This is a genomic window from Peptoniphilus lacrimalis DSM 7455 (assembly GCF_000378725.1).
GTDB classification, from domain to species: Bacteria; Bacillota; Clostridia; order Tissierellales; family Peptoniphilaceae; genus Peptoniphilus_A; species Peptoniphilus_A lacrimalis.
In genome coordinates this window covers 106,606-126,773 of record NZ_KB900367.1, presented here as the reverse complement: position 1 = coordinate 126,773, position 20,168 = coordinate 106,606, and the positions used below count along the sequence as shown (strand labels likewise).

Below are 20,168 nucleotides of genomic sequence, written 5' to 3'. Positions count from 1 at the left end.
CCTAAATTTTCTTTAAACTGACATTATTTCTTTCCAAAATTTCCAATGCATAATCATCTACCCTATAAGCTTCATGATAATAAATTGCAGATATTCCAGCTTGAATCAAAGCTTTTGTGCAGTTAAGGCAAGGAAAATGCGTTACATAGCATATGCTTCCCTTAGCCGGTATCCCTTCCTTAGCACAGTACAAAAGAGCATTCATTTCTGCATGAATAGTTGCAATGCAATGACCATCCCTCATCCTGTGACCCACATCAATACAGTGAGGGTTTCCTGAAGCCGTGCCGTTATAACCAGTTGAAACAATCCTATGATCGCTATTAACAAGAACACAACCTACAAAAGCCCTATCACAAGTAGATCTTTGGGCTACAAGCTGTGTTATTTCCATAAAATACTCATCCCAAGACTTTCTCATTTTGCCTCCTTTGCTAACTTATCAACAAGCTCATTAAATTCCACTCCGCTATGAGCCTTCACTTTAATAAAAATAACTTTTAACCTATCTTTTATTGAATCGAAATAATTTTTGTATGAAATTGTGCCTTCTTTATTGGTTTTCCAATTTCCTTGAGGCCAAGCCCTTATACCTTCATAATCATAATGTAGATAAAGAACTTTTTTATTTTTCTCCAAGGAAACTTCCATAGCCTTCATGGCACCTTTAATCTCACCACAAACATTTCTCATAGTTGAATCTTCATCGTGAAATCTTTTGGAAAAAGAATAACTTTCCCTCTCATTAAAGATATATACCCCATAAGAGAAGGACTTATCACTATTTCTGTAAGACCCATCAACATAAGCTATAAATTCATCATCTTTTACCTTTATATCTTCCTTATCTTCTAAGGAAAAACTATCAGTTTTAATAAAATTTTCAGCATCTTCTAAATTTGAAAACTTTTTATATATAGCACCCTTAAAGCCTTTAACTTCTTTATTGCACTCATCCCAAGTTTTATAAATTCCAGGATTTCTTCCACACCTCACAGCGTAATAATTCAAATAATCACCTCAGTATTGTAATTGTAATATACTTATAAAATTATACTATCTTTAGAAGAACTATAGTAAATAATTTTGCCAAATATATTTAAAATTATTTTATAAATTTTACTTATGAAACTCGGTATTATATAATTAAATAAAGACTAGGAGGTATTTATGAATAGGCAACAATTTGAAAGAATGAAAAGTGGCAAGGGTTTTATAGCTGCTCTAGACCAAAGTGGCGGTTCAACACCTAAGGCTTTAAAAATTTATGGCATAAACGAAGATGCGTACAAAAATGATGACGAGATGTTTGAACTTGTACATGAAATGAGAAAAAGAATTATAACAAATGAAGCCTTTACTTCTCAAAGAATTTTGGCTGCTATTTTATTTAAAATTACTATGAATTCAAAAGTTGGAGAACTTTACACTGCAGATTACTTATGGGAAAAAAAGGGCATAGTTCCAATTTTAAAAGTTGATGAAGGTTTAGATGTATTAAAAGACGGAGTTCAACTTATGAAGCCTTTTAAAAACTTAAATAGCCTGCTTGAAAATGCAAAACAAAGACATATATTCGGCACTAAGATGAGATCAGTTATAAAGGAATTAAATGAAGAAAGTATTAAAAAAGTTGTCAAACAACAATTTGATTATGCAAAAGAAATTTCTAAACAAGGTTTTGTACCTATTATAGAACCAGAAGTGGATATACATTCAAAAGATAAGGAAAAAATTGAAGAAGTCCTAAAAAAAGAATTAATAACTGAACTTGAAAAGCTCGATAAAGAAACTTATGTAATGTTTAAACTAACTTTACCTGAAAAAGCAAATTTATATCACGATTTATATAATTACGAAAATACTCTAAGAGTTGTCGCTTTATCTGGTGGATATTCAAGAAAAGAAGCTAATGAAAAGCTATCAAAAAATAAAGATGTTATAGCATCTTACTCAAGAGCCTTAACAGAAGGTTTAAATGTAGATCAATCAGAAGAAGAATTTACAAAAACACTAGATGATTCAATAGACAAAAATTATAAGGCTTCAATTGCAGGCTGACAAAAATGGACTTAAAGTCGAAAAAGCTTTAAGTCCATTTTTTAATCAAAATATTTATTTTTTTTCAATCAATTGGGGATTATATTTAATCCTTATTACACCTTTATTTATAAGCGGTTCTCTAATCTTAGTTGTTAAAAGATTATAAGCTGAAATAGCAAGTTTATCTATAGAATAATCCACGCTAGTTAGGGAATAACTTTTAAGATATGCTAGAAAAGAATTTCCAAAACTTGCAACGGGTATCTTTCTTTCATTAATATAATCAAGCTCCTTACAAGCGTCAACAATTCCGCATGCTAAAAAATCAGAAGAACCAATAAATGAATCTATATTAGGTTCTTTTTTTAGTATTGATAGAGCTAAATGATAACCTGTTTGATATTCTATGATATATGGGTCTAAATCGCTTTCAAGCTCAATATCTTTTTTATAAAAACTTAATTTCACATGCTCATGTAAATCTGCTTCTTTTTTCGCACCTTTTATAGCTTTTAATCTAGTCAATGAAGGATATTTGTAAGTTGTATAAACATAGGCTATGTTTTTGTGACCCTTTTCTACTAAAGATTTAACTATTGTACTTGCAGCTATTTGATCGTTAGTATCTATAGAATCAAAAGAATCCTCATAATCAAAATTATTTAGAATAACTGTTGGAATTTGCTCATTGATAGCTTTTGCAACTTCTATATTTAAAGGATAAGCCGAATATATGACTCCCATAACTCTGTGTTCTCTTATAATTTCTAAAAGTTCTTCTTCCTTTTCCTTATTGGCACAATTATTAAAAATAAGAACCTGATAATTATCCTTGGATGCTAATTTGCAAATATAATGAGCTACACTTAAAGAAAGAAGCTTATTAAAATTAGCAGAAATAATTATTAGTCTTCCACCTTCTAAAAAAGTTTGTCTATCTTTTTGAGTTTTTACCTTATAACCTAATTGTTCTGCTGCTTTAAAAACATTTTCCTTTGTATCCTCTTGAAAGCTTACGCCTTTTTTATTATTTAATATCATAGATGCTGAAGAAGTAGAAACACCTGCTAATTTTGCAACATCTATTAGTGTGGGTCTTCTTTTATTACTTTTCATGATTCCAATCCCCTGTTAAAATATATAAATTTTCTAACTGATTAAGGATATTATACACTATATCGTAAGAAAATTTAATGTAATAATTTAATAGATATTAAATTTTTTGCAAATTTTGAAAATATTTTCCTCTTTTAAATTAATACTAGAATCTGAAAAAAGCATCAAAAATTTGAATAAAAAAATCGACCTTAAAATAATTAAGGTCGATTTAACTTATTTTATCTTACATCATGCCGCCCATACCTGGATTCATTGGTGGTTGTGGATTATCTTCTTTGATATTTGCAACAGCAGCTTCTGTTGTTAAAATCATAGCTGAAGCTGAAGCGGCATTTTGAAGAGCTGATCTTGTTACCTTTGTTGGGTCAACAATACCTTCTTCAAGCATATTTACATATTTATTTGTGAAGGCATCATAGCCAATTCCTTTTTCTTTGTTTCTAATATTTTCAACTATAATAGAACCTTCAACACCAGCATTTTCTGCAATTTGTCTTACTGGAGCTTCTAGTGCTTTAAGGATAATATTAGCACCTGTTTTTTCATCACCTTCAAGAGAGTCAACAAGTTTTTGAACTTCATCACAAGAATCAAGAAGTACAGTTCCACCACCTGGCACAATTCCTTCTTCAACAGCAGCTCTTGTTGCTGATAGGGCATCTTCTATACGAAGTTTTCTTTCTTTAAGCTCAACTTCTGTAGCTGCACCTACTTGAATTACAGCAACTCCGCCAACAAGCTTTGCAAGTCTTTCTTGTAATTTTTCTCTATCGAAATCAGAATCAGTTTCTTCAATTTGTCCTCTGATTTGACCAATTCTTTTATCAATAGCTTCCTTTTCTCCTGAGCCATTAACAATAACTGTTAATTCTTTTTCTACTCTAACCTTGCCACAATGACCAAGCATTTCTATTGTGGTATCTTTAAGGTCTTGACCAAGATCAGTAGAAACAACTGTGCCACCTGTTAAGATAGCAATATCTTGTAACATATCTTTTCTTCTGTCACCATAACCTGGAGCCTTTACACCAACAACATTTAAAGTTCCTCTTAAAGAGTTAACAACAAGTGTAGCAAGAGCTTCTCCATCAATATCTTCAGCAATAATTAAAAGTGGTCTAGATTGTTGAAGAACTTTTTCAAGTAAAGGTAAAATTTCTTGAATATTTGAAATCTTCTTATCAGTAATTAAAATATATGGGTCATCAAGTTCAGCAACCATTTTTTCAGAATCAGTTACCATATATGGAGAAAGATATCCTCTGTCAAATTGCATACCTTCAACAACATCAAGACTTGTTCCCATAGATTTTGATTCTTCAACAGTAATAACACCGTCGTTGCCTACTTTTTCCATAGCTTCTGAGATAAGCTTTCCGATTTGTTCATCAGCAGCAGAAACAGCAGCAACTTGTGCTATTTCATCTTTAGAATCTACAGATTTTGAATATTTTTTAATAGTTTCAACAGCCTTATCTACAGCTTTTCTTATACCTTTTTGTAAAACCATAGGATTTGCACCTGCTGCCAAGTTTTTCATACCTTCAAGAGTAATAGCTTGGGCTAGTAGGGTAGCAGTAGTTGTACCATCCCCTGCAACATCATTAGTTTTTGTTGCAACTTCTTTTAAAAGTTGAGCACCCATGTTTTCAAATTTATCTTCACATTCAATTTCACGAGCAATAGTAACACCATCATTAGTAATAAGTGGAGTTCCATATTCCTTATCAAGGATAACATTTCTTCCCTTAGGTCCAAGAGTAACTTTTACTGTATTTGCAAGTTTATTAATACCTTCAATAAGGCCAGCTCTTGCATCTTCTGAAAATTTAATTTCCTTTGCCATATTATCACCTTTCTTCTTATTCAATTACAGCTAAAACATCAGCGAATTTTATTATTGTAAATTTTTCTTTTTCAAGTTCAATTTCTGAACCAGCATATTTAGAAAATACTACCTTATCTCCAACTTTAAGAAGACCTTTCATATCTTCATCTTTATCAATTTTATTGCCAAGAGCAATAATTTCAGCTACATTTGATTCTTCCTTAGCGCTTGAAGGTAAAACAATACCTGAAGCGGTTCTTTCTTCCATTTCTATTTTTTTAATAACAATTTTGTCATCTAAGGGTCTTAAATTCATATTATACCTCCAATTTCTTTTTAGCACTCACCGCCGAGTACTGCTAACACTTATTATAATAATACATATTCTGTAATTTTGCAAGAGATAAATATATAAAATATAAATTTCAATAAATTTTCACACACCGACATAAATTATGAATATTTAAATCAGTTTTCAAATTTCATGTAGATTTAATTAATTTCTTCATTTTTATAAACAATATAAATGCAATTAATTCAGCTATAAGGGAAATAATGATAATGGTAGTAATTGAAGACTTGTCATAAAGCAGACCCATTATTGAGGAACCGCAAAAAAGTGCAAGTCCATAAGAAGTATTAAATACACCATAACCGCTACCTCTTTTAGAAAAAGGAACTAAATCTCCTATGGCAGATTTCATTATTGTTTCATGAGTGCCCATAACCATTCCCCAAATAAACATTCCTATTATAATAAGGGGGATTTTATAGGAAAGTGTCAGAAAAGGAAGCAGACAGGTTAATAGAGGAATTAGGGCCAAAACTAAAATACCTCCGGTTTCAAGGCCTGTTTTATCTTTTAACTTATCGTATAAATGACCAACTAAAAGGGCAAAAAAAGCATCAACAATCATTGCAAAAGAATAGATCATTGCGATTGACTTATCACCAATTATTGCTTTTGCTTTTAAATGATAGCCGATAATAGAAAAGTTTACAAAGCCTAAGCTGGCAAAAAAGGCAAAGAATGTATAAATCCAAAAAATACTTTTTAAATTATCCGACCTGTATTCTTTAATATTTATTTCTTTAATAATATTTTCTCCGTTAACTTTTCTATAAGCAATATACACAAAAACCATTAATAAAATAAAAGGCACAAATAAAAGTTTGTATGAAAACTGATATTCATTGATTGTATTTTTACCGGTAAAATAAAAGACAGCAGTAAAAATCAAGGGACCTAAAAAAGCACCTACCTGATCAAGAGCTTCCTGCAAACCGAAGGCAAAGCCAAGGCCGACTTCATTTTTAGCAATGCTTGATAAAATTGTATCTTTGGCAGGATTTCTTAAAGATTTGCCAATTCTTTCCAATAAAATTAAGATGATTAAAATATTCCAATTTTGACTAAAGCCAATTAATGGAATAACAAATAATAAGCCATAACCAACAAAAATAAAAAGCCAATGTTTTTTTGTATAATCAGACAGGTATCCTGCAAAAAGTCTTAAAAAATAACCTAAAAATTCACCAATGCCAAATACTACTCCAACTTTTGTTGCACTGATGCCTATTAAATTTAAATATTGGCTGTTTACGCCCCTTGCAGATTCGTAAATCACATCACCCAGCATGGAAATAATTCCGAAAATTAGGATTATTTGAATCGCTGGAGATATATTTCTTTTTTTCATATAATCACCTTGTTTAATTATACACTAATAAAATTTATAAAAACTTTTGTAATATTAAGTTATTGTAAAGAAAAATCTTATAAAAAAATATAAATATAACTTTAAACATAAAAAAAGATGCTATCTATAATATAGAAAGCATCCATTTATAATAAATATAAGAATATTATAATTTTTCATTAAGAATTAAATATGGCTTAGATTATTAATAAACTAACTTATTTTGTGAAAAGATTCTAAAAAACTTTTGAATTTTCTTTCGGATCCCTTAATCTTCTTAGAATTTTTAAATAAGATCTGTTTCTTTTCTTTATTTATAACACATATATTTGAACAATTTACTAAAATAGACCTATGGATAAATAAAAAGTCGGGAAAATTTTCCTTTATATGATTAAGATCTACTCTTATTTTATAGTCTTTGTCTTGAGTGTAATTATTTTTTTATTTTTCTTAAAAATTCCGCCAAGATTTGACCCATTAATATTAATAGCAAAAATAAGATTTTATAGACATGATCGATATTTTGACTCAGGGAAATAATTGCCAGTAAAATAAATGCTGTTAAGAAAGTAAATATAAGAGTTTTTTTACTTAGATTTTTAATATCTACTGCGAATAGATTCAAGAAATATCCCAAAAGAATTATTTGAAAAGCTTGTACCAGCAAAGATGAAATAAAAAATTTATGGTCAAAACTCTTTTTAAAATAAATAGAAAACCTATTTAAAATTAAATCACTTATAAGGTATAAAAATGTTATAAATGAATAACTAATTATTTTTGAAAATTTTTTCATATATTAAAGTCCTTTCTTTATAAAAAATACATAATAAAGAAATAAAGAGCTAAAACTCATTAATTAAGCAATAATATTTAATATAAGTTGATAAATTAAGGGAACTAAAAGGGCAGGCAGGGTATTAGCAATTTTAAAATTTTTAATTTTCATCATTTGTAGACCTATGGCAAAAATCATAACTCCCCCAATTCCAGATATATTTGCTATTACAGCTTCTGAAAAAATTGGGGCTAAAAAACTTGCTAGTATGGTCAAAGTTCCTTGATAAATTAAGAGGGAAAATCCTGATACAGCTACTCCTATGCCCATTGTTGAAGCAAGTATTAAGGCTGTTATTCCATCTATTGAAGCTTTTGCTAGCAAAATGTCGGAGTTTCCTCTTATTCCTGCATCAAGAGAACCTAAGATACCCATTGAACCCATGCAAAATATAAGGGTTGCAGTAACATAGCCCTCAACAAATTTTGAATCATTATCTTCAGGATTTTTTATCAGTAATTTTTTGAATTTTTCTCCCAATTTGTTTACAGAACCTTCAAGGTCAAGTTTTTCTCCTATTACAATTCCTATTACTAGGGACACAATAATAATTAGAGTGCTGCCCTTTAAACCTGCGTTTACACCTATCATCATTATAGCTATAGGTATAAATGCTAAAATTGTATCTTGTAAGGATTTTGAAATTTTATCTCCAATTTTTGAGCCTGCAAATCCAAGTATTAAAACGGCTAAGGCATTTGCAATTACTCCTATCATTTTTTTACTCCTATCTTATTTTCACGTCCATAATAAAAAAGATATTGATTAGCAAAACCCGCATAGGCTCCGAAAATCTCTCTGCCTTTTTGGGCAACTTCTTTTTTTTGTATTTCTTCTTTTATATATAATTCTTCCATTACTCTTTTAATCCATACATCTACTGGAAAGGATTCATTTCTTTCAAAAGAAAATAATAGTATGCAGTCTGCAACTTTAGGACCAACTCCTGGAAGTTTCATCAGTTCTTCTCTTTGAGATTGTAATGAAAGTTTTGAAATTTCTTCTATGTCTATATCTTTATTATAAATCATTTTTGAGCTTTCAACTATTCTTTTATCTCTAAAACCCACCTTTGTTTTTTCTCTTATTTCTAGCGGGTCTATATCTTTTAATACTGATGGACTAGGAAAAGAGTAGTAGCTTCTGTTTTTATCTTCTGTAATATAATTTCCATATAAATTTGAAATTTTTTCTATAGATTTTCTTATTCTTGAAATTCCATTATTTGCTGATATTATAAAAGAGATTATGGTTTCAAATTTTTCCTGATTTAGAATTCTTATACCCTTGCCGTAGGAGATTGCTTTTTTCATAACAGGGTCTATAGAAAGAGCTTTTTCAATTTTTTTGTAATCTTTTTCTAAATCAAAATATTTATACCAAATATTTTTGAAATCTTCTTCGTTAGAGCCAATAATATAAATATCATCTTCTTCTTTTTTTATATTAAGGACTTTTCCGTAAGCTACTATTGTAAAAGATTCATCATCTTCTTCATAAAACCTAAAGCATTGACCACAGGTAAATATATCTTTAGGATCAAATTCTATCAAATTTTTTATGTGCACATGGTCTGAATAATAAGTAATTTCCATATAATCTTCCTTAATAATTAATTTAAAATAACTACAGAATAAATACCCTGTAGTTAGTTATTTGATTTTTAAATACAATTTAAAATCTTAAGTAGTTTCTTATTTATCTATATTTTTCATATAATATGATAATATAAGTAGTGAATCATTTAATCTTATGTTTTCTACAACAACATCTTTAGGTGCTTTTAAATCAAAGGGTGCAAAATTCCAAATTCCCTTTATACCTGCATCTATCAAATCTTTTCCAACTTTTTCAGCTTGTGATTTAGGCACTGTTATTATAGCTATTTGAATTTTATTTTCTATTATAAAACTTTTTAACTTATCCATAGGTAAAACTGGAATACCTTCAAGATTCGGGAGATTTTTTACATCAAAAAGGGCTTTTATATTAAAACCCGACTTGCTAAAACTAATATATCTTGCAATAGCTGAGCCTAGTCTTCCTGCTCCTACCAATATTGTATTATAAGATTTATCAACGCCTAAAATTAAATCTATCTGTGATTTAAGTTCGTAAGTATTGTATCCGTAACCCTGTTGACCAAAACCACCAAAATTGTTAAAATCTTGTCTTATCTGTGAAGCTGTAAATCCTGTTAGTTCACTTAATTCTTGGGATGAAACTCTATTGATACCTCTATTTATCAAATCTTCCAAATATCTGTGATAGACAGGCATTCTTCTTATTACCGTATCTGATATTTTATTAGATAATTTAGCCACATTTCACCTCCAACCTAAATAATTATAACAATCTTTTATTGCTTTGTAAATTCTGTTAGAATAAGAAGTGGAGGATAGTATGGCAGAAATTCTACTAAAAGATATTAAAAAAATTTTTATAGATAAGATAATTTTACAAAAAGCTAATTTGACTGTTGAAAGTGGAGATAAAATTGGACTTATAGGTGCAAATGGTGCTGGTAAAACAACTCTTTTTAAAATTATTTTAGGAGAAATTTCTTATGATGATGGAGATATTTTTGCCAAAAAAACTTTAAAAATTGGATATTTAGAACAGCAACTTAATCTTTTAAATTCCGGTAAGGTTTACGATACTTTGCTGGAAATTTTTTCTGATTTAATTGCTATGGAAGACAGATTAAAGCATTTAACTGAGCAAATTTCTAAGGACCCCCATTCTAAAGAATTACTTGAAACTTATTCCAAGCTTCTTGAAGATTTTAACAACAAGGGTGGCTATTCCTATCCCTCTATGATAAGGGGTACTTTAATTGGTCTTGGATTTAAAGAAGAAGATTTTGATAAAGATATTGGAACTCTTAGTGGAGGACAAAAAGCAAGGGTTGCCCTTGCTAAGCTTTTGCTTGAAGATTCTGATATTTTACTATTAGATGAACCTACTAACCACTTGGATATAGAAGCAATTAATTGGCTGGAAAAATTTTTAAAGGACTACAAAAAGGCTTTGATCGTAATTTCTCACGATAGATATTTTTTAAATAATGTAGTTAATAAAATAGTTCTATTGGAACATGGAATTACCACTACTTATAAGGGAAATTATGATTATTATGTAAAAAAGAGAAAACTAGATTTAGAAATCTTAAAAAAGCAATATGAGGATCAGCAAAAAGAAATTAAAAGACAAGAGGAAATAATAAAGAGATTTCTAAACCTAGGCAGAGATAGATTTATTAAACAAGGCAAGTCTAGAAAAAAACTTTTAGATGCCATGACAAAAATGCCAGCTCCAACTAATGAAAAAAAGACCAAAATTTCTTTTACAACAGAAATTGAATCTGGTAAGGAAGTTTTACAAATAGAAGGCTTGAAAAAAACTTTCAAAGATAAATTGTTATTTGAAAATTTATCCCTAAAGGTTTTTAAAAAAGATTTGATCGGCTTAATTGGTCCTAATGGAATAGGAAAGTCAACTCTATTTAAAATTATATTAGGGAAAATACAAAAAGATCAAGGCAAGATAGAAATTGGAACTAATGTTAAAATAGCTTATTTTGACCAAGAGCTAAAAAACCTAAATAAAGAAAATACAGTAATTGATGAAATTTGGGATGCTTATCCTAAATTAGACCATTTTCAGCTCAGAAAATATCTTGCCCAATTTTTATTTGTTGGTGATGATATTTTTAAAAGTATATCTGAGCTTTCAGGTGGAGAGATGGGCAGACTTAGCCTTTTAAAAATTATGCTTTCAAAGGCAAATTTTCTCCTTCTTGATGAACCCACTAACCATTTAGATATAGACTCAAAAGAAATTCTTGAAGATGCCCTAAATTTATATGAAGGAACTGTTCTTGCAATTTCTCATGATAGGTATTTTTTAAATAAAGTAGCTAATAAAATTTTTGCCATGGATAAGTGTGGAATTGATGAATATTTAGGTAATTATGACTATTATTTAGAAAAGACCCAAAATACAGTTGAAAATGAGGATGAATATATTTCAAAAACTCAACTGCAAAAAAAGAAAAAAGAAGACCAAAAAATTCGTCAGGAAAAAAAGTTACTTAAGGGTAAAAAACAAAAAATGGAAGACGAGATAAAAACTCTAGAAGAAAACTTATCCACAATTGATGAAAAACTGACAAATAACAGTAATTACGAAGATTATAAAGAAATTTTAAAGCTTACAGAAGATAGGCAAATGCTTGAAAATAAGCTGAATTCTCTATATGAAGAATGGATTTTGTTAGATGATAAAGTCTAAAAAAACTTTCCACTTTTATTATTTGTTTCAAAGTTACTTATGGACTTTATCCCCAAACTTATGCACATTATCCACATACTTTATAGGATTTTTAAATGATACTATTAACATTTGCTGTGAATTTATACTTATTCACAGCAAATCTCATATTTTATAGTTTTCCCACCGTTTTTTTACAAAAAATATATAAACTTATCCACATTTTTTATAATATTATCAACATTTGTTAATAAATCGCTATTTTTTAAGATTTTATACTTATCATGAATTGAAAAATTTTTTAAAAAGTTTTGTCAACTGATAAATGTAATTTTATCTTAAATTTTAAGAAATTCTTATATTTAATCACTAAAAAGTTTTAATTCCTTTGAAAAATCTTTTTTGCCAATATAGATATACCGAGAGATAAAAAAAGGATTATGAAAAGATCTATAAATAAAATTAAAATTTTCTCTATTCCAAAAAAATTAATATAATCTAAATCCATATTGTGAATAAAATCTGTAAATAAAACATGAACAAGATATATACCCAGAGTATTTTGGCTAACAAGTGTCAAAATTTTTTTAATTTTATTGGAATTTATTTTAACCTTTAAGGCAAGAACAAATAAAGAATAAGACATAAGGAAAGTAAAAATATTAACGCTGTCCCATATAGAATAATCGCTTTGTCCACTAGTTTTTGATAGCTTCCACATAATAAAAACTACACCTAAATATCCAATCAAAAATCCTAAGATGCAAAGAATAGTATTAAAATTTAGATGGATTTTTTTGTACTTTCTTATATATGCTCCCAGCATTGCGTAAATAATAAAATTGTATGCTCCATAAAGAATATAAATATTAAATATTTTAAAAAATCTTATATTAACAATATCTGCCAAAAAAAGCGTACACATTGATAAAATTATCCATAATTTTAAAAGATATGAAAGTTCTTTATTTTCATTTTTTACAATTAATATTCCCAAAGGTGCAAATAAGTACACCAATGATATAATTTGCAAGAAATACAGGTGAGGTTTTATATTTCCTTGTAAAATATCTTCTATTATATTATGTAAAACAATTTTTTCCCCATACAAATATTTCATATATGGACAATAACTTATCCTATATACTATTTCTGCTAAAACAAAAATAATTGCAAATTTTAAAACTTTTTTTAAAATCTTATTTATATCTATGGAATCTTTTGTGTATAATAAGTAGCCTGTTGCCATGCAAAATACTGGCACACAAAACCTTAGTAAAGAGCCGAATAATACAAAAAAATTCCAAGTTTTTGAATAAATTTGGCATATTGATCCACAAGCATTTAAGTGAATCCCCACTGTTGCTATTATTGCTAATGTTTTTATCAAATCTAAATTATAATCTCTTTGTTTCATCTTATTCTCCTTATTTGAAAAAATTATAGCATAAAACTAAGCTTGAGGTTTTATTATATTTCATATCAGATTAAAATAAATAAAAAAGACTCGCAACGAGCTGAACCCCAAAATCTGGAATACGGATGGAGGGGTTTTTGTATGCCAAAATACACAAAAGAATTTAAAATAAAATTAGTACTAGAATACTTATCAGGTGAATCAGGAGGACTTAAATCAATAGCTAAAACATATAAAATTCCTAAAAGCACGTTAGAACTATGGATAAACAAATACAAGTCTGGAGGTTTTGATAACTTATCTAAAAAGTTAAAAAACAATAAATTCACTAGTGAATTTAAGCTATCTGTAATACAATATAGGCAAATCAATAATACTTCGCTTAGAGAGACTGCTGAGTATTTCGATATCGCTAATGGAGCAATGATTTGTAATTGGGAGAAAAAATACAAAGAAAGTGGTTTATCTGGGTTAGAAGGCAATAGAGGAAGGCCTAAAAAAGAAATGACCAAATCAAATAAAAATTCTAAACTAAGTAATCCAATAAACGAAAGCGAAAGAGAAGAATTAATAAGACTAAGAGAAGAAAATAGACTTCTTAAAATGAAGATAATCTACGAAAAAAAAGCTACAAGCCTTGCTACTGGAAGAGGAAGCAGAAGCAAGGAAAAGACAAAGATAATCCTCAAACTACAAAAAGAATATCCAAAAAGCAAAGTAAGTGAATGGATAGAAATAGCTAAGTTACCAAAATCATCCTACTATGAATGGAAGATAAAATTAGAAAATCCAACAGATAAAGACAAGGAAGTTAAAGGTGAAATTAAAACCATAGTAAAAGCATCAAAAGGTAGATATGGCTACAGAAGAGTAACTATGGTATTAAAAAATAAAGGATTCAATATCAACCATAAAAGAGTATTAAGAATAATGAGATAAGAATCCTTGCTATGTACTAAATTCAAAACTAGATCAAGAAAATACTCATCATACAAGGGACAAATAGGCAAAGTAGCAGATAATGTAGTAAGAAGACAATTTAGCGCTACTAAACCAAATCAATTATGGTTAACAGATGTAACAGAATTTAGATTGAGAGGCAAAGAAGAAAAACTCTATCTATCACCAATACTAGACCTATACAACAGCGAAATAATTAGCTATACATTAAGCAATCACCCAACAACTAAATTAACCAATACGATGTTAGAAAAAGCAATAAATAAAACAAAAGATATAAGTAAACTAATAATACACTCAGACCAAGGATTTCATTACCAACATAGTACTTGGACAAATAAGTTAGAAAAAATAAATATTAGACAAAGTATGTCAAGAAAAGGGAATTGTCTAGACAATTCTCCAATGGAGAACTTCTTTGGGATATTAAAGCAAGAAATTTTTTATGGAGAAGAGTTTAAAAGTTATGACCATTTGATAAGTAGGATTGAAAAATATATCAAATGGTACAATGAGGATAGGATTAAAACAAAATTAAACGGAATGTCCCCTGTTATGTACAGATTACATTCCGCTTAAAATATTATTAAATTATTCCGTGTTTACGGGTTCAGCTCATTCATTACTTATTTAGTTAGAATCTTGGTCTTTTTTTATTTAATATGATGATTAAAGATATAAAAGCTTGTAAAATGATAGAGAAAGAAAATATTATAGGGGGAAATTATGAATCGTAAAAAATATTTGATTATAATAAGATATATCTTCATTGTATTATTAGCTTTGTTTGCAATAATTGCTATAAGTTCTATGTATATAGTTTTAAAACTTGGTAGTGGATATTATCGAGAGGGAATGGAAGGTTTCATAGCTGACATAGTTGTTCGTGTTTTTATGAGCATAGTTGTTATTATTTTTCTTATAGGAACTTTTTTTGTAAGAGAAAGTACTAAAACAATAGTTATTTGGTGGATTTGTTTAATAATTTCTATAGTGGGTATTTTTTATGCCTTAAGAGCACCAATCCTCGATTTAGCCTATCTAAATCATCCCCAATCTATAAAACTTGATTATGTAAGCTTTGAGGTGGATTGCAATCATGAATATATAGTAACTCATAAATTAAAGGGTTATACAGAAAATGGCGATATTGAAATTTTTGACATTAATAGCGACACCTTAGATATCGAAAAAGAAAAATGGAAAGATGATGAAAATGTTTTGGCAAATGTAAAATATCTTCCTCACACAGGGGTTTTGATGAGCTATAAGACATATAGGGAAAAATCACGATAAGGTTTTTGAATTAAAATTGAAGAAAGAACTATGATAAAATTATGTGAATTTTGGGATAATATATATAAGAGAAATTTATGTCTATAAATATTTAACAAAAAGCTTTAATATAGCCTATTTAAGAATTGGTGCTAATATAATATTTTTAGATATTCTTTTTACCTCCGTTCATTACTATTATAACCTATTTTACTCGATTTTAATACACTTGTGACTAAATAGGGTATACCCTAAGTTATCACCCAACATTAGAATTAACAAATACAATGCTAGATAAGGCTTTACACAAGTTAAAAAACAAGAATAACTTAACATTACACTCAGACCAAGGATTTCACTATCAGCATAATTCACGGACTAATAAGTTAGAAAAAATAAATATTAGACAAAGTATGTCAAGAAAAGGGAATTGTCTAGACAATTCTCCAATGGAGAACTTCTTTGGGATATTAAAGCAAGAAATTTTTTATGGAGAAGAGTTTAAAAGTTATGACCATTTGATAAGTAGGATTGAAAAATATATCAAATGGTACAATGAGGATAGGATTAAAACAAAATTAAACGGAATGTCCCCTGTTATGTACAGATTACATTCCGCTTAAAATATTATTAAATTATTCCGTGTTTACGGGTTCAGCTCACAAGAGCCTTTTTTATATTTAGATTTTCCTAACAAGCCAATACCAAGCTCAGGCTTTATGATGAAAGTTTCTCTTAAATCTTGGCTTTAGGTTTTACCACCACTATATTCTCAATAAACTAATTTTTTAATAATTTTATCATTTCAGTAGCTGGGTCTATAATATCAATTGAAGTATATTTTTTCAGCTCATCTTTTAAATAAGGAAAATGAGTACATCCTAAAATTATTGCTTGAATCTTATATTTTTCATCCTTGATATTGTTAATATAATTCATTAGTCCTTTTAAATTTAATTTTTCAATAATTTCTTCTGCAGGCATATCCACTTCTATATTTTCTACAATCGAAAGATTACCCATGCTTATTATATTTCTGTGAAAAGTTTTACTTAAAATTTCATCTTCCTTATATGCTGCTAGGGCATTTGCAGCTAATATAAATATATTTTTATATTTTTCATCTAAATTTTCATATACATCAAAGGGAGAGATAATTTGAATATCTAGCTCCTTTGATAATCTTTTAACATCTAAAGCTGCAGAAAGTGAATTACAATATATAAAAAATTTTTCAGCTCCCCAAGATAAAGCTTGTCTACTTAAATTTTTGAATTTTTTTTCTAACATATCTTTAGAATAATATTGAAGCCTACTTTGTTCTTTTGGTGAATCTGCTAAGAAAAACTTTCTAGCTTCAAAATTATTTTCTATAAGAATGTCTTGACCCATCTGGCTATCTTTTGGAGTTCCAGCAAAAACAGCTACTTTCATTTTTTATCACCTCAATCTTTATTATTTTAGCCTATATTAATTTTCATGTAAATATTTTACTATAGTTTCGCTCTATTAATTTAACCCAATTATAACATTACTAAAATTTACTTAACTCACCTATAATTTTCCAAAATTATGAGTTTATTTATTACGATTCGTATAATATTTCATCAAATGAAAAAATTGTGTAAAATTTAAGAAAATTTTGTTTTAAAAAAATAAAAATTCTGCTATACTATGTAACGTTGTTAAAAATTATACATAGGGAAGGAGAAATAATATGTTAACAATTAAACTTAATATGATGCAAGCAGTTGCTCTTGCAATCGTTGTGTATTATATAGGAAAATTTTTAAGAGGGAAGATAAAGTTTTTTCAAACTTTCTGTGTTCCTGCACCAGTTATTGGTGGTTTTTTGTTCGCTTTAGTTCACTTAGGATTAAAACTTGCAGGCATTTGTCAATTTGAAATGGACACTACACTTCAAGATCCATTTATGATGGTATTCTTTACTGCTATTGGTGTAGGTGCAAATCTAGAAACTTTGAAAAAAGGTGGAAGAGGCTTCGTTTTATTTCTAATTATTTCTGTAATACTTGTATTTTTACAAAATGCAATTGGTATGGCTATTGCATTAGGTCTTAAAGAAAATCCTTTGATGGGACTAATCTGTGGTTCTATTTCAATGGTAGGTGGCCACGGCTCAGCGGGAGCTTGGGGTCCTAATTTTGAACAAAACTTTGGTTACCAAAATGCCACAGTTTATGCAATGGCAGCCGCAACATTTGGTGTAATTATGGGTTCTTTAATTGGTGGACCTATTGGCTCATCTCTAATTAAAAGACATAACTTAAAACCTGTTGAAGATAGGAAAAAAATTGAAAGTTATGACGAAGTCCTTGAAAATCTTCATGATCAAGAAAATGGCTATGAACATTTACCATTAACAGCAGAAGATTTCATCAAAGTTTTAGGACTTATATTTATTTCTATAGGATTGGGAGCAATTCTACAAAAATTCATTTATGACCATATATCTATTAAAGGAACACCTCTTTCTTTACCAGCATATGTAACATCAATGATTATTTCAGGTGTTTATGTTAATACTATTGGTAAAAAAGGAAGAATGGCTGTAGATCAAAGAGCTGCAGGAATTTGCGGTGATGTTGGTTTAAATGTATTTCTTGTAATGGCTCTTACAAATATTGACCTTTTAACATTAAAAGATGTTGCTGGAAATATGCTTATTATTTTAGGAGCACAAACACTTTTAATGGCTTTATTCTCATCTATAGTATGTTTCAGAGTTATGGGCAAAAATTACGATGCTGCTGTTTTATCTGGAGGAATGTGTGGATTTGGAATGGGTGCTACTTATAATGCCCTTGCAAATATGGACTCTATTACTGAAAAATACGGCCCTTCTCCAACAGCATATTTCATATTGCCAATGGTTGGAGCTTTTGCTATTGATATCATAAATTCTTTGTGGATAACATTCTTTTCAAACTTATCCTTCTAGGATTTATAAACTATATTTTTAAAGCTGATTTCTTTTTGAAGTCAGCTTTTTTTATTTTTATCTTTATGTTATTGTAGAAATTTTCTCAATAATTTTTTCCAATTCTAATTTTCTTTAATTTATGAAAAAATATTGGTGTAAATTATCAATTAAAATGCAATTAAAAATGCCCTAAAACTAGGGCATAAGAACCTTGTTGGAAATCCAACCATAATAACTTTTTTCATTTTCTATATTTTTTGCTTGAACATAACACCAAACTCTTGTTGAGCCTTCAATCTTTGTCTTTTCTATATAAAGCTCACTTCCTTGGGGAAGAGTTGTAATTATATCAGAATCAGCATCTGCTTCTTTCCTTAAATTTGCCATCTTCATTGTAACTTTTTGATAAGTATTTAGAAGAGAAGAAGCAAGCTCTTTCATAGAAACTGCATTGGCATCATCGGTAGATTTTTCATAATCTTCATCAATTACTTCAGAAACTTTTATTAAATTTTTGTTGGTATTTATATCTTTTAAGAGATTTTCAGCTCTAACAGACAAAGGCTCAGCTTGAATATATGATTTTATTAAGCTTATAGCATTATCTTTATCTCCTTTTTGATAAAACACTATAGCTTTTTGTAAAATTATATCTTCAAGTTCTTCAAGTTTTTCACCAGCTTTGGTGAAATTTTTTTCATCTTGAGGAATGACTTTATTTAAAGATTTTACAGCCTCAATATAATCGCCATCTAAAACTTCTCGATTGGCATTTTTAAAATAATTATCAGATTTAATCAGACTATTAGCTTTATCAAATTCCTTGCTCAAATCTATTGAGGGATTTATTCGGCTAATATTTTTGTAGATATTTTCTGCACGAGTATAATCTCCCTCTTCTATAAGAATCTCAGCCTTTGCAAGTCGATTTTTTTCATAAATTTTACGGCCAAATAGAAATAAACCGAAGAAAATTAAAAGGGCCAATAAAATTTTGAAAATTGTATTAAAAATATTTTTGGTTTTCTTAATTGTTTTTTTATAGCTTAAAGATAAGTCATTAATTCTACTTTTTGTAATGCTTTCTTTTGTAGGGGCAACCTTGGTTAGATTTGAACGTGTCATGTTTCTTTCCAAAGATTCCATTTCAATAACTGATTTATCAGATGTCTGAAGAATTTCATTAACAATTTTTGAATTAATGAGAGCCTCTGTTAAATTATTTAAAACAAAATTTTTATTTCTTTTACAAAATCTACATTCTTCAATATCTTTTGGATTAATTGCCCCACAAATACATCTCCAATAGTCAAGGAGATTTTCACCATAGGTATTAATATCAGGACCTAAAATTTCCTTTATTTTTTCTAATTTTTTTTCAGGTATTATTGGCTGCAATATTTGCACTTCGCCATCCATACTGATTTTTTTTACCCCTTTATTTGCATTATAAGAAGCTATTCTAATATCAATAGACCTGCTAGAAGAAAACCTCTCATCAAGAGAAAAGGGCTTAAGATAATATTTTGAATGAGGCAAAATTTCAACATCTGAAGAAAAATAAAATTCTCCTCCATTAAATAAATATTCTCCAGAAAAATTTTTAAACTTTACAGATAGGGTAATCTTATTTACTGTTTCTTCACCCATATTTAAAATATCTATGGCTAAAGAGAATTCTTCAGATAAAAGTTCCGCCTTTGAAATTTGAAGAGTTTCATTTGGATTAAAATATATAGTTGTTGGTAATGTTCTAAAATTTTCCACTG

General features: G+C 28.7%; 18 protein-coding genes and 2 pseudogenes. 7 read left to right on the top strand and 13 right to left on the bottom strand.

Annotated elements, in window-relative coordinates; genetic code table 11:
- Position 1: 1 nt before the first annotated feature.
- Together F594_RS0100610 and F594_RS0100605 are read right to left on the bottom strand one after the other, a co-directional pair.
- On the bottom strand, positions 2-421 hold the full coding sequence (locus F594_RS0100610; RefSeq protein ID WP_004826371.1) for a deoxycytidylate deaminase: 420 nt from the start codon (positions 419-421) through the stop codon (positions 2-4).
- A complete protein-coding gene (locus F594_RS0100605) occupies positions 418-1,011 on the bottom strand; it encodes a ribonuclease H1 domain-containing protein (protein WP_019034190.1) in 594 nt (197 codons plus the stop codon). Before F594_RS0100605 ends, F594_RS0100610 begins: the two co-directional genes overlap by 4 nt.
- 159 nt (positions 1,012-1,170) lie before the next feature.
- Between F594_RS0100605 and F594_RS0100600 the strand changes: the two genes are divergently transcribed.
- Positions 1,171-2,061 (top strand): fructose bisphosphate aldolase, encoded by an 891-nt coding sequence (locus F594_RS0100600; protein ID WP_019034189.1) that lies wholly within the window; start codon positions 1,171-1,173, stop codon positions 2,059-2,061.
- 54 nt (positions 2,062-2,115) lie between these two features.
- Here the strand turns inward: F594_RS0100600 and F594_RS09120 are convergent, their stop codons facing one another.
- The 8 genes and pseudogenes from F594_RS09120 to F594_RS0100560 all read right to left on the bottom strand — a co-directional run bounded on the left by F594_RS09120 (position 2,116) and on the right by F594_RS0100560 (position 9,855).
- On the bottom strand, positions 2,116-3,159 hold the full coding sequence (locus tag F594_RS09120; protein WP_019034188.1) for a LacI family DNA-binding transcriptional regulator: 1,044 nt from the start codon (positions 3,157-3,159) through the stop codon (positions 2,116-2,118).
- Between the two features lie 226 nt (positions 3,160-3,385).
- Positions 3,386-5,008 carry a chaperonin GroEL gene (groL, locus tag F594_RS0100590; RefSeq protein WP_019034187.1) on the bottom strand — a complete coding sequence of 541 codons (1,623 nt, stop codon included), beginning with the start codon at positions 5,006-5,008 and terminating at the stop codon, positions 3,386-3,388.
- A gap of 16 nt (positions 5,009-5,024) precedes the next feature.
- Positions 5,025-5,306 (bottom strand): co-chaperone GroES, encoded by a 282-nt coding sequence (locus F594_RS0100585; protein ID WP_004826402.1) that lies wholly within the window; start codon positions 5,304-5,306, stop codon positions 5,025-5,027.
- A 166-nt stretch (positions 5,307-5,472) separates the two neighbouring features.
- Positions 5,473-6,690 (bottom strand): MFS transporter, encoded by a 1,218-nt coding sequence (locus F594_RS0100580; RefSeq protein ID WP_019034186.1) that lies wholly within the window; start codon positions 6,688-6,690, stop codon positions 5,473-5,475.
- Between the two features lie 213 nt (positions 6,691-6,903).
- Positions 6,904-7,113 (bottom strand): annotated as a pseudogene (locus F594_RS10020) (LytTR family transcriptional regulator DNA-binding domain-containing protein); the annotation flags it as partial.
- Between the two features lie 439 nt (positions 7,114-7,552).
- A complete protein-coding gene (locus F594_RS0100570; protein ID WP_019034184.1) occupies positions 7,553-8,248 on the bottom strand; it encodes a DUF554 domain-containing protein in 696 nt (231 codons plus the stop codon).
- Positions 8,245-9,126 (bottom strand): DNA-3-methyladenine glycosylase family protein, encoded by an 882-nt coding sequence (locus F594_RS0100565; protein WP_019034183.1) that lies wholly within the window; start codon positions 9,124-9,126, stop codon positions 8,245-8,247. The genes F594_RS0100570 and F594_RS0100565 overlap by 4 nt, the downstream gene beginning before the upstream one ends.
- A 99-nt stretch (positions 9,127-9,225) precedes the next feature.
- Positions 9,226-9,855 (bottom strand): redox-sensing transcriptional repressor Rex, encoded by a 630-nt coding sequence (locus F594_RS0100560; RefSeq protein WP_009345419.1) that lies wholly within the window; start codon positions 9,853-9,855, stop codon positions 9,226-9,228.
- Positions 9,856-9,934: 79 nt separating this feature from the next.
- Between F594_RS0100560 and F594_RS0100555 the strand changes: the two genes are divergently transcribed.
- Positions 9,935-11,824 carry an ABC-F family ATP-binding cassette domain-containing protein gene (locus tag F594_RS0100555; RefSeq protein ID WP_019034182.1) on the top strand — a complete coding sequence of 630 codons (1,890 nt, stop codon included), beginning with the start codon at positions 9,935-9,937 and terminating at the stop codon, positions 11,822-11,824.
- A 358-nt stretch (positions 11,825-12,182) separates the two neighbouring features.
- Here the strand turns inward: F594_RS0100555 and F594_RS0100550 are convergent, their stop codons facing one another.
- A complete protein-coding gene (locus tag F594_RS0100550) occupies positions 12,183-13,220 on the bottom strand; it encodes an acyltransferase (protein ID WP_019034181.1) in 1,038 nt (345 codons plus the stop codon).
- A 141-nt stretch (positions 13,221-13,361) separates the two neighbouring features.
- Here F594_RS0100550 and F594_RS09115 point away from each other — a divergent pair, with 141 nt between their 5' ends.
- The 4 genes and pseudogenes from F594_RS09115 to F594_RS10015 form a co-directional block, all read left to right on the top strand.
- The gene (locus F594_RS09115; protein WP_019034180.1) at positions 13,362-14,159 is read left to right on the top strand and encodes an IS3 family transposase; all 798 of its coding nucleotides are present in this window, start codon (positions 13,362-13,364) and stop codon (positions 14,157-14,159) included.
- Between the two features lie 6 nt (positions 14,160-14,165).
- Positions 14,166-14,759 carry an IS3 family transposase gene (locus F594_RS09110; RefSeq protein ID WP_019034179.1) on the top strand — a complete coding sequence of 198 codons (594 nt, stop codon included), beginning with the start codon at positions 14,166-14,168 and terminating at the stop codon, positions 14,757-14,759.
- Positions 14,760-14,906: 147 nt separating this feature from the next.
- Positions 14,907-15,476 (top strand): hypothetical protein, encoded by a 570-nt coding sequence (locus F594_RS0100535; RefSeq protein WP_019034178.1) that lies wholly within the window; start codon positions 14,907-14,909, stop codon positions 15,474-15,476.
- A 218-nt stretch (positions 15,477-15,694) separates the two neighbouring features.
- Positions 15,695-16,078: pseudogene (locus F594_RS10015) on the top strand (transposase); the annotation flags it as partial.
- Between the two features lie 157 nt (positions 16,079-16,235).
- Here the strand turns inward: F594_RS10015 and F594_RS0100530 are convergent.
- Positions 16,236-16,889, bottom strand: a complete 654-nt coding sequence (locus F594_RS0100530) for an aspartate/glutamate racemase family protein (protein WP_019034177.1) — start codon at positions 16,887-16,889, stop codon at positions 16,236-16,238.
- 283 nt (positions 16,890-17,172) lie between these two features.
- Between F594_RS0100530 and gltS the strand changes: the two genes are divergently transcribed.
- Entirely contained in the window at positions 17,173-18,417 is a 1,245-nt protein-coding gene (gene gltS / locus F594_RS0100525) for a sodium/glutamate symporter (protein ID WP_019034176.1), read from the top strand.
- Positions 18,418-18,594: 177 nt separating this feature from the next.
- On the opposite strand, the gene F594_RS0100520 is transcribed toward gltS, so the two are convergent.
- The gene (locus F594_RS0100520; RefSeq protein WP_019034175.1) at positions 18,595-20,166 is read right to left on the bottom strand and encodes an SH3 domain-containing protein; all 1,572 of its coding nucleotides are present in this window, start codon (positions 20,164-20,166) and stop codon (positions 18,595-18,597) included.
- Positions 20,167-20,168 lie beyond the last annotated feature (2 nt).

Excerpts from the sequence above, each read along its gene's own strand:
- F594_RS0100610 (WP_004826371.1), bottom strand. The coding sequence starts at position 421 with ATGAGAAAGTCTTGGGATGAGTATTTTATGGAAATAACACAGCTTGTA.
- F594_RS0100600 (WP_019034189.1), top strand. The coding sequence starts at position 1,171 with ATGAATAGGCAACAATTTGAAAGAATGAAAAGTGGCAAGGGTTTTATA.
- F594_RS09120 (WP_019034188.1), bottom strand. The coding sequence starts at position 3,159 with ATGAAAAGTAATAAAAGAAGACCCACACTAATAGATGTTGCAAAATTA.
- groL (WP_019034187.1), bottom strand. The coding sequence starts at position 5,008 with ATGGCAAAGGAAATTAAATTTTCAGAAGATGCAAGAGCTGGCCTTATT.
- F594_RS0100585 (WP_004826402.1), bottom strand. The coding sequence starts at position 5,306 with ATGAATTTAAGACCCTTAGATGACAAAATTGTTATTAAAAAAATAGAA.
- F594_RS0100580 (WP_019034186.1), bottom strand. The coding sequence starts at position 6,690 with ATGAAAAAAAGAAATATATCTCCAGCGATTCAAATAATCCTAATTTTC.
- F594_RS0100570 (WP_019034184.1), bottom strand. The coding sequence starts at position 8,248 with ATGATAGGAGTAATTGCAAATGCCTTAGCCGTTTTAATACTTGGATTT.
- F594_RS0100565 (WP_019034183.1), bottom strand. The coding sequence starts at position 9,126 with ATGGAAATTACTTATTATTCAGACCATGTGCACATAAAAAATTTGATA.
- F594_RS0100555 (WP_019034182.1), top strand. The coding sequence starts at position 9,935 with ATGGCAGAAATTCTACTAAAAGATATTAAAAAAATTTTTATAGATAAG.
- F594_RS0100550 (WP_019034181.1), bottom strand. The coding sequence starts at position 13,220 with ATGAAACAAAGAGATTATAATTTAGATTTGATAAAAACATTAGCAATA.
- F594_RS09115 (WP_019034180.1), top strand. The coding sequence starts at position 13,362 with ATGCCAAAATACACAAAAGAATTTAAAATAAAATTAGTACTAGAATAC.
- F594_RS0100535 (WP_019034178.1), top strand. The coding sequence starts at position 14,907 with ATGAATCGTAAAAAATATTTGATTATAATAAGATATATCTTCATTGTA.
- F594_RS0100530 (WP_019034177.1), bottom strand. The coding sequence starts at position 16,889 with ATGAAAGTAGCTGTTTTTGCTGGAACTCCAAAAGATAGCCAGATGGGT.
- gltS (WP_019034176.1), top strand. The coding sequence starts at position 17,173 with ATGTTAACAATTAAACTTAATATGATGCAAGCAGTTGCTCTTGCAATC.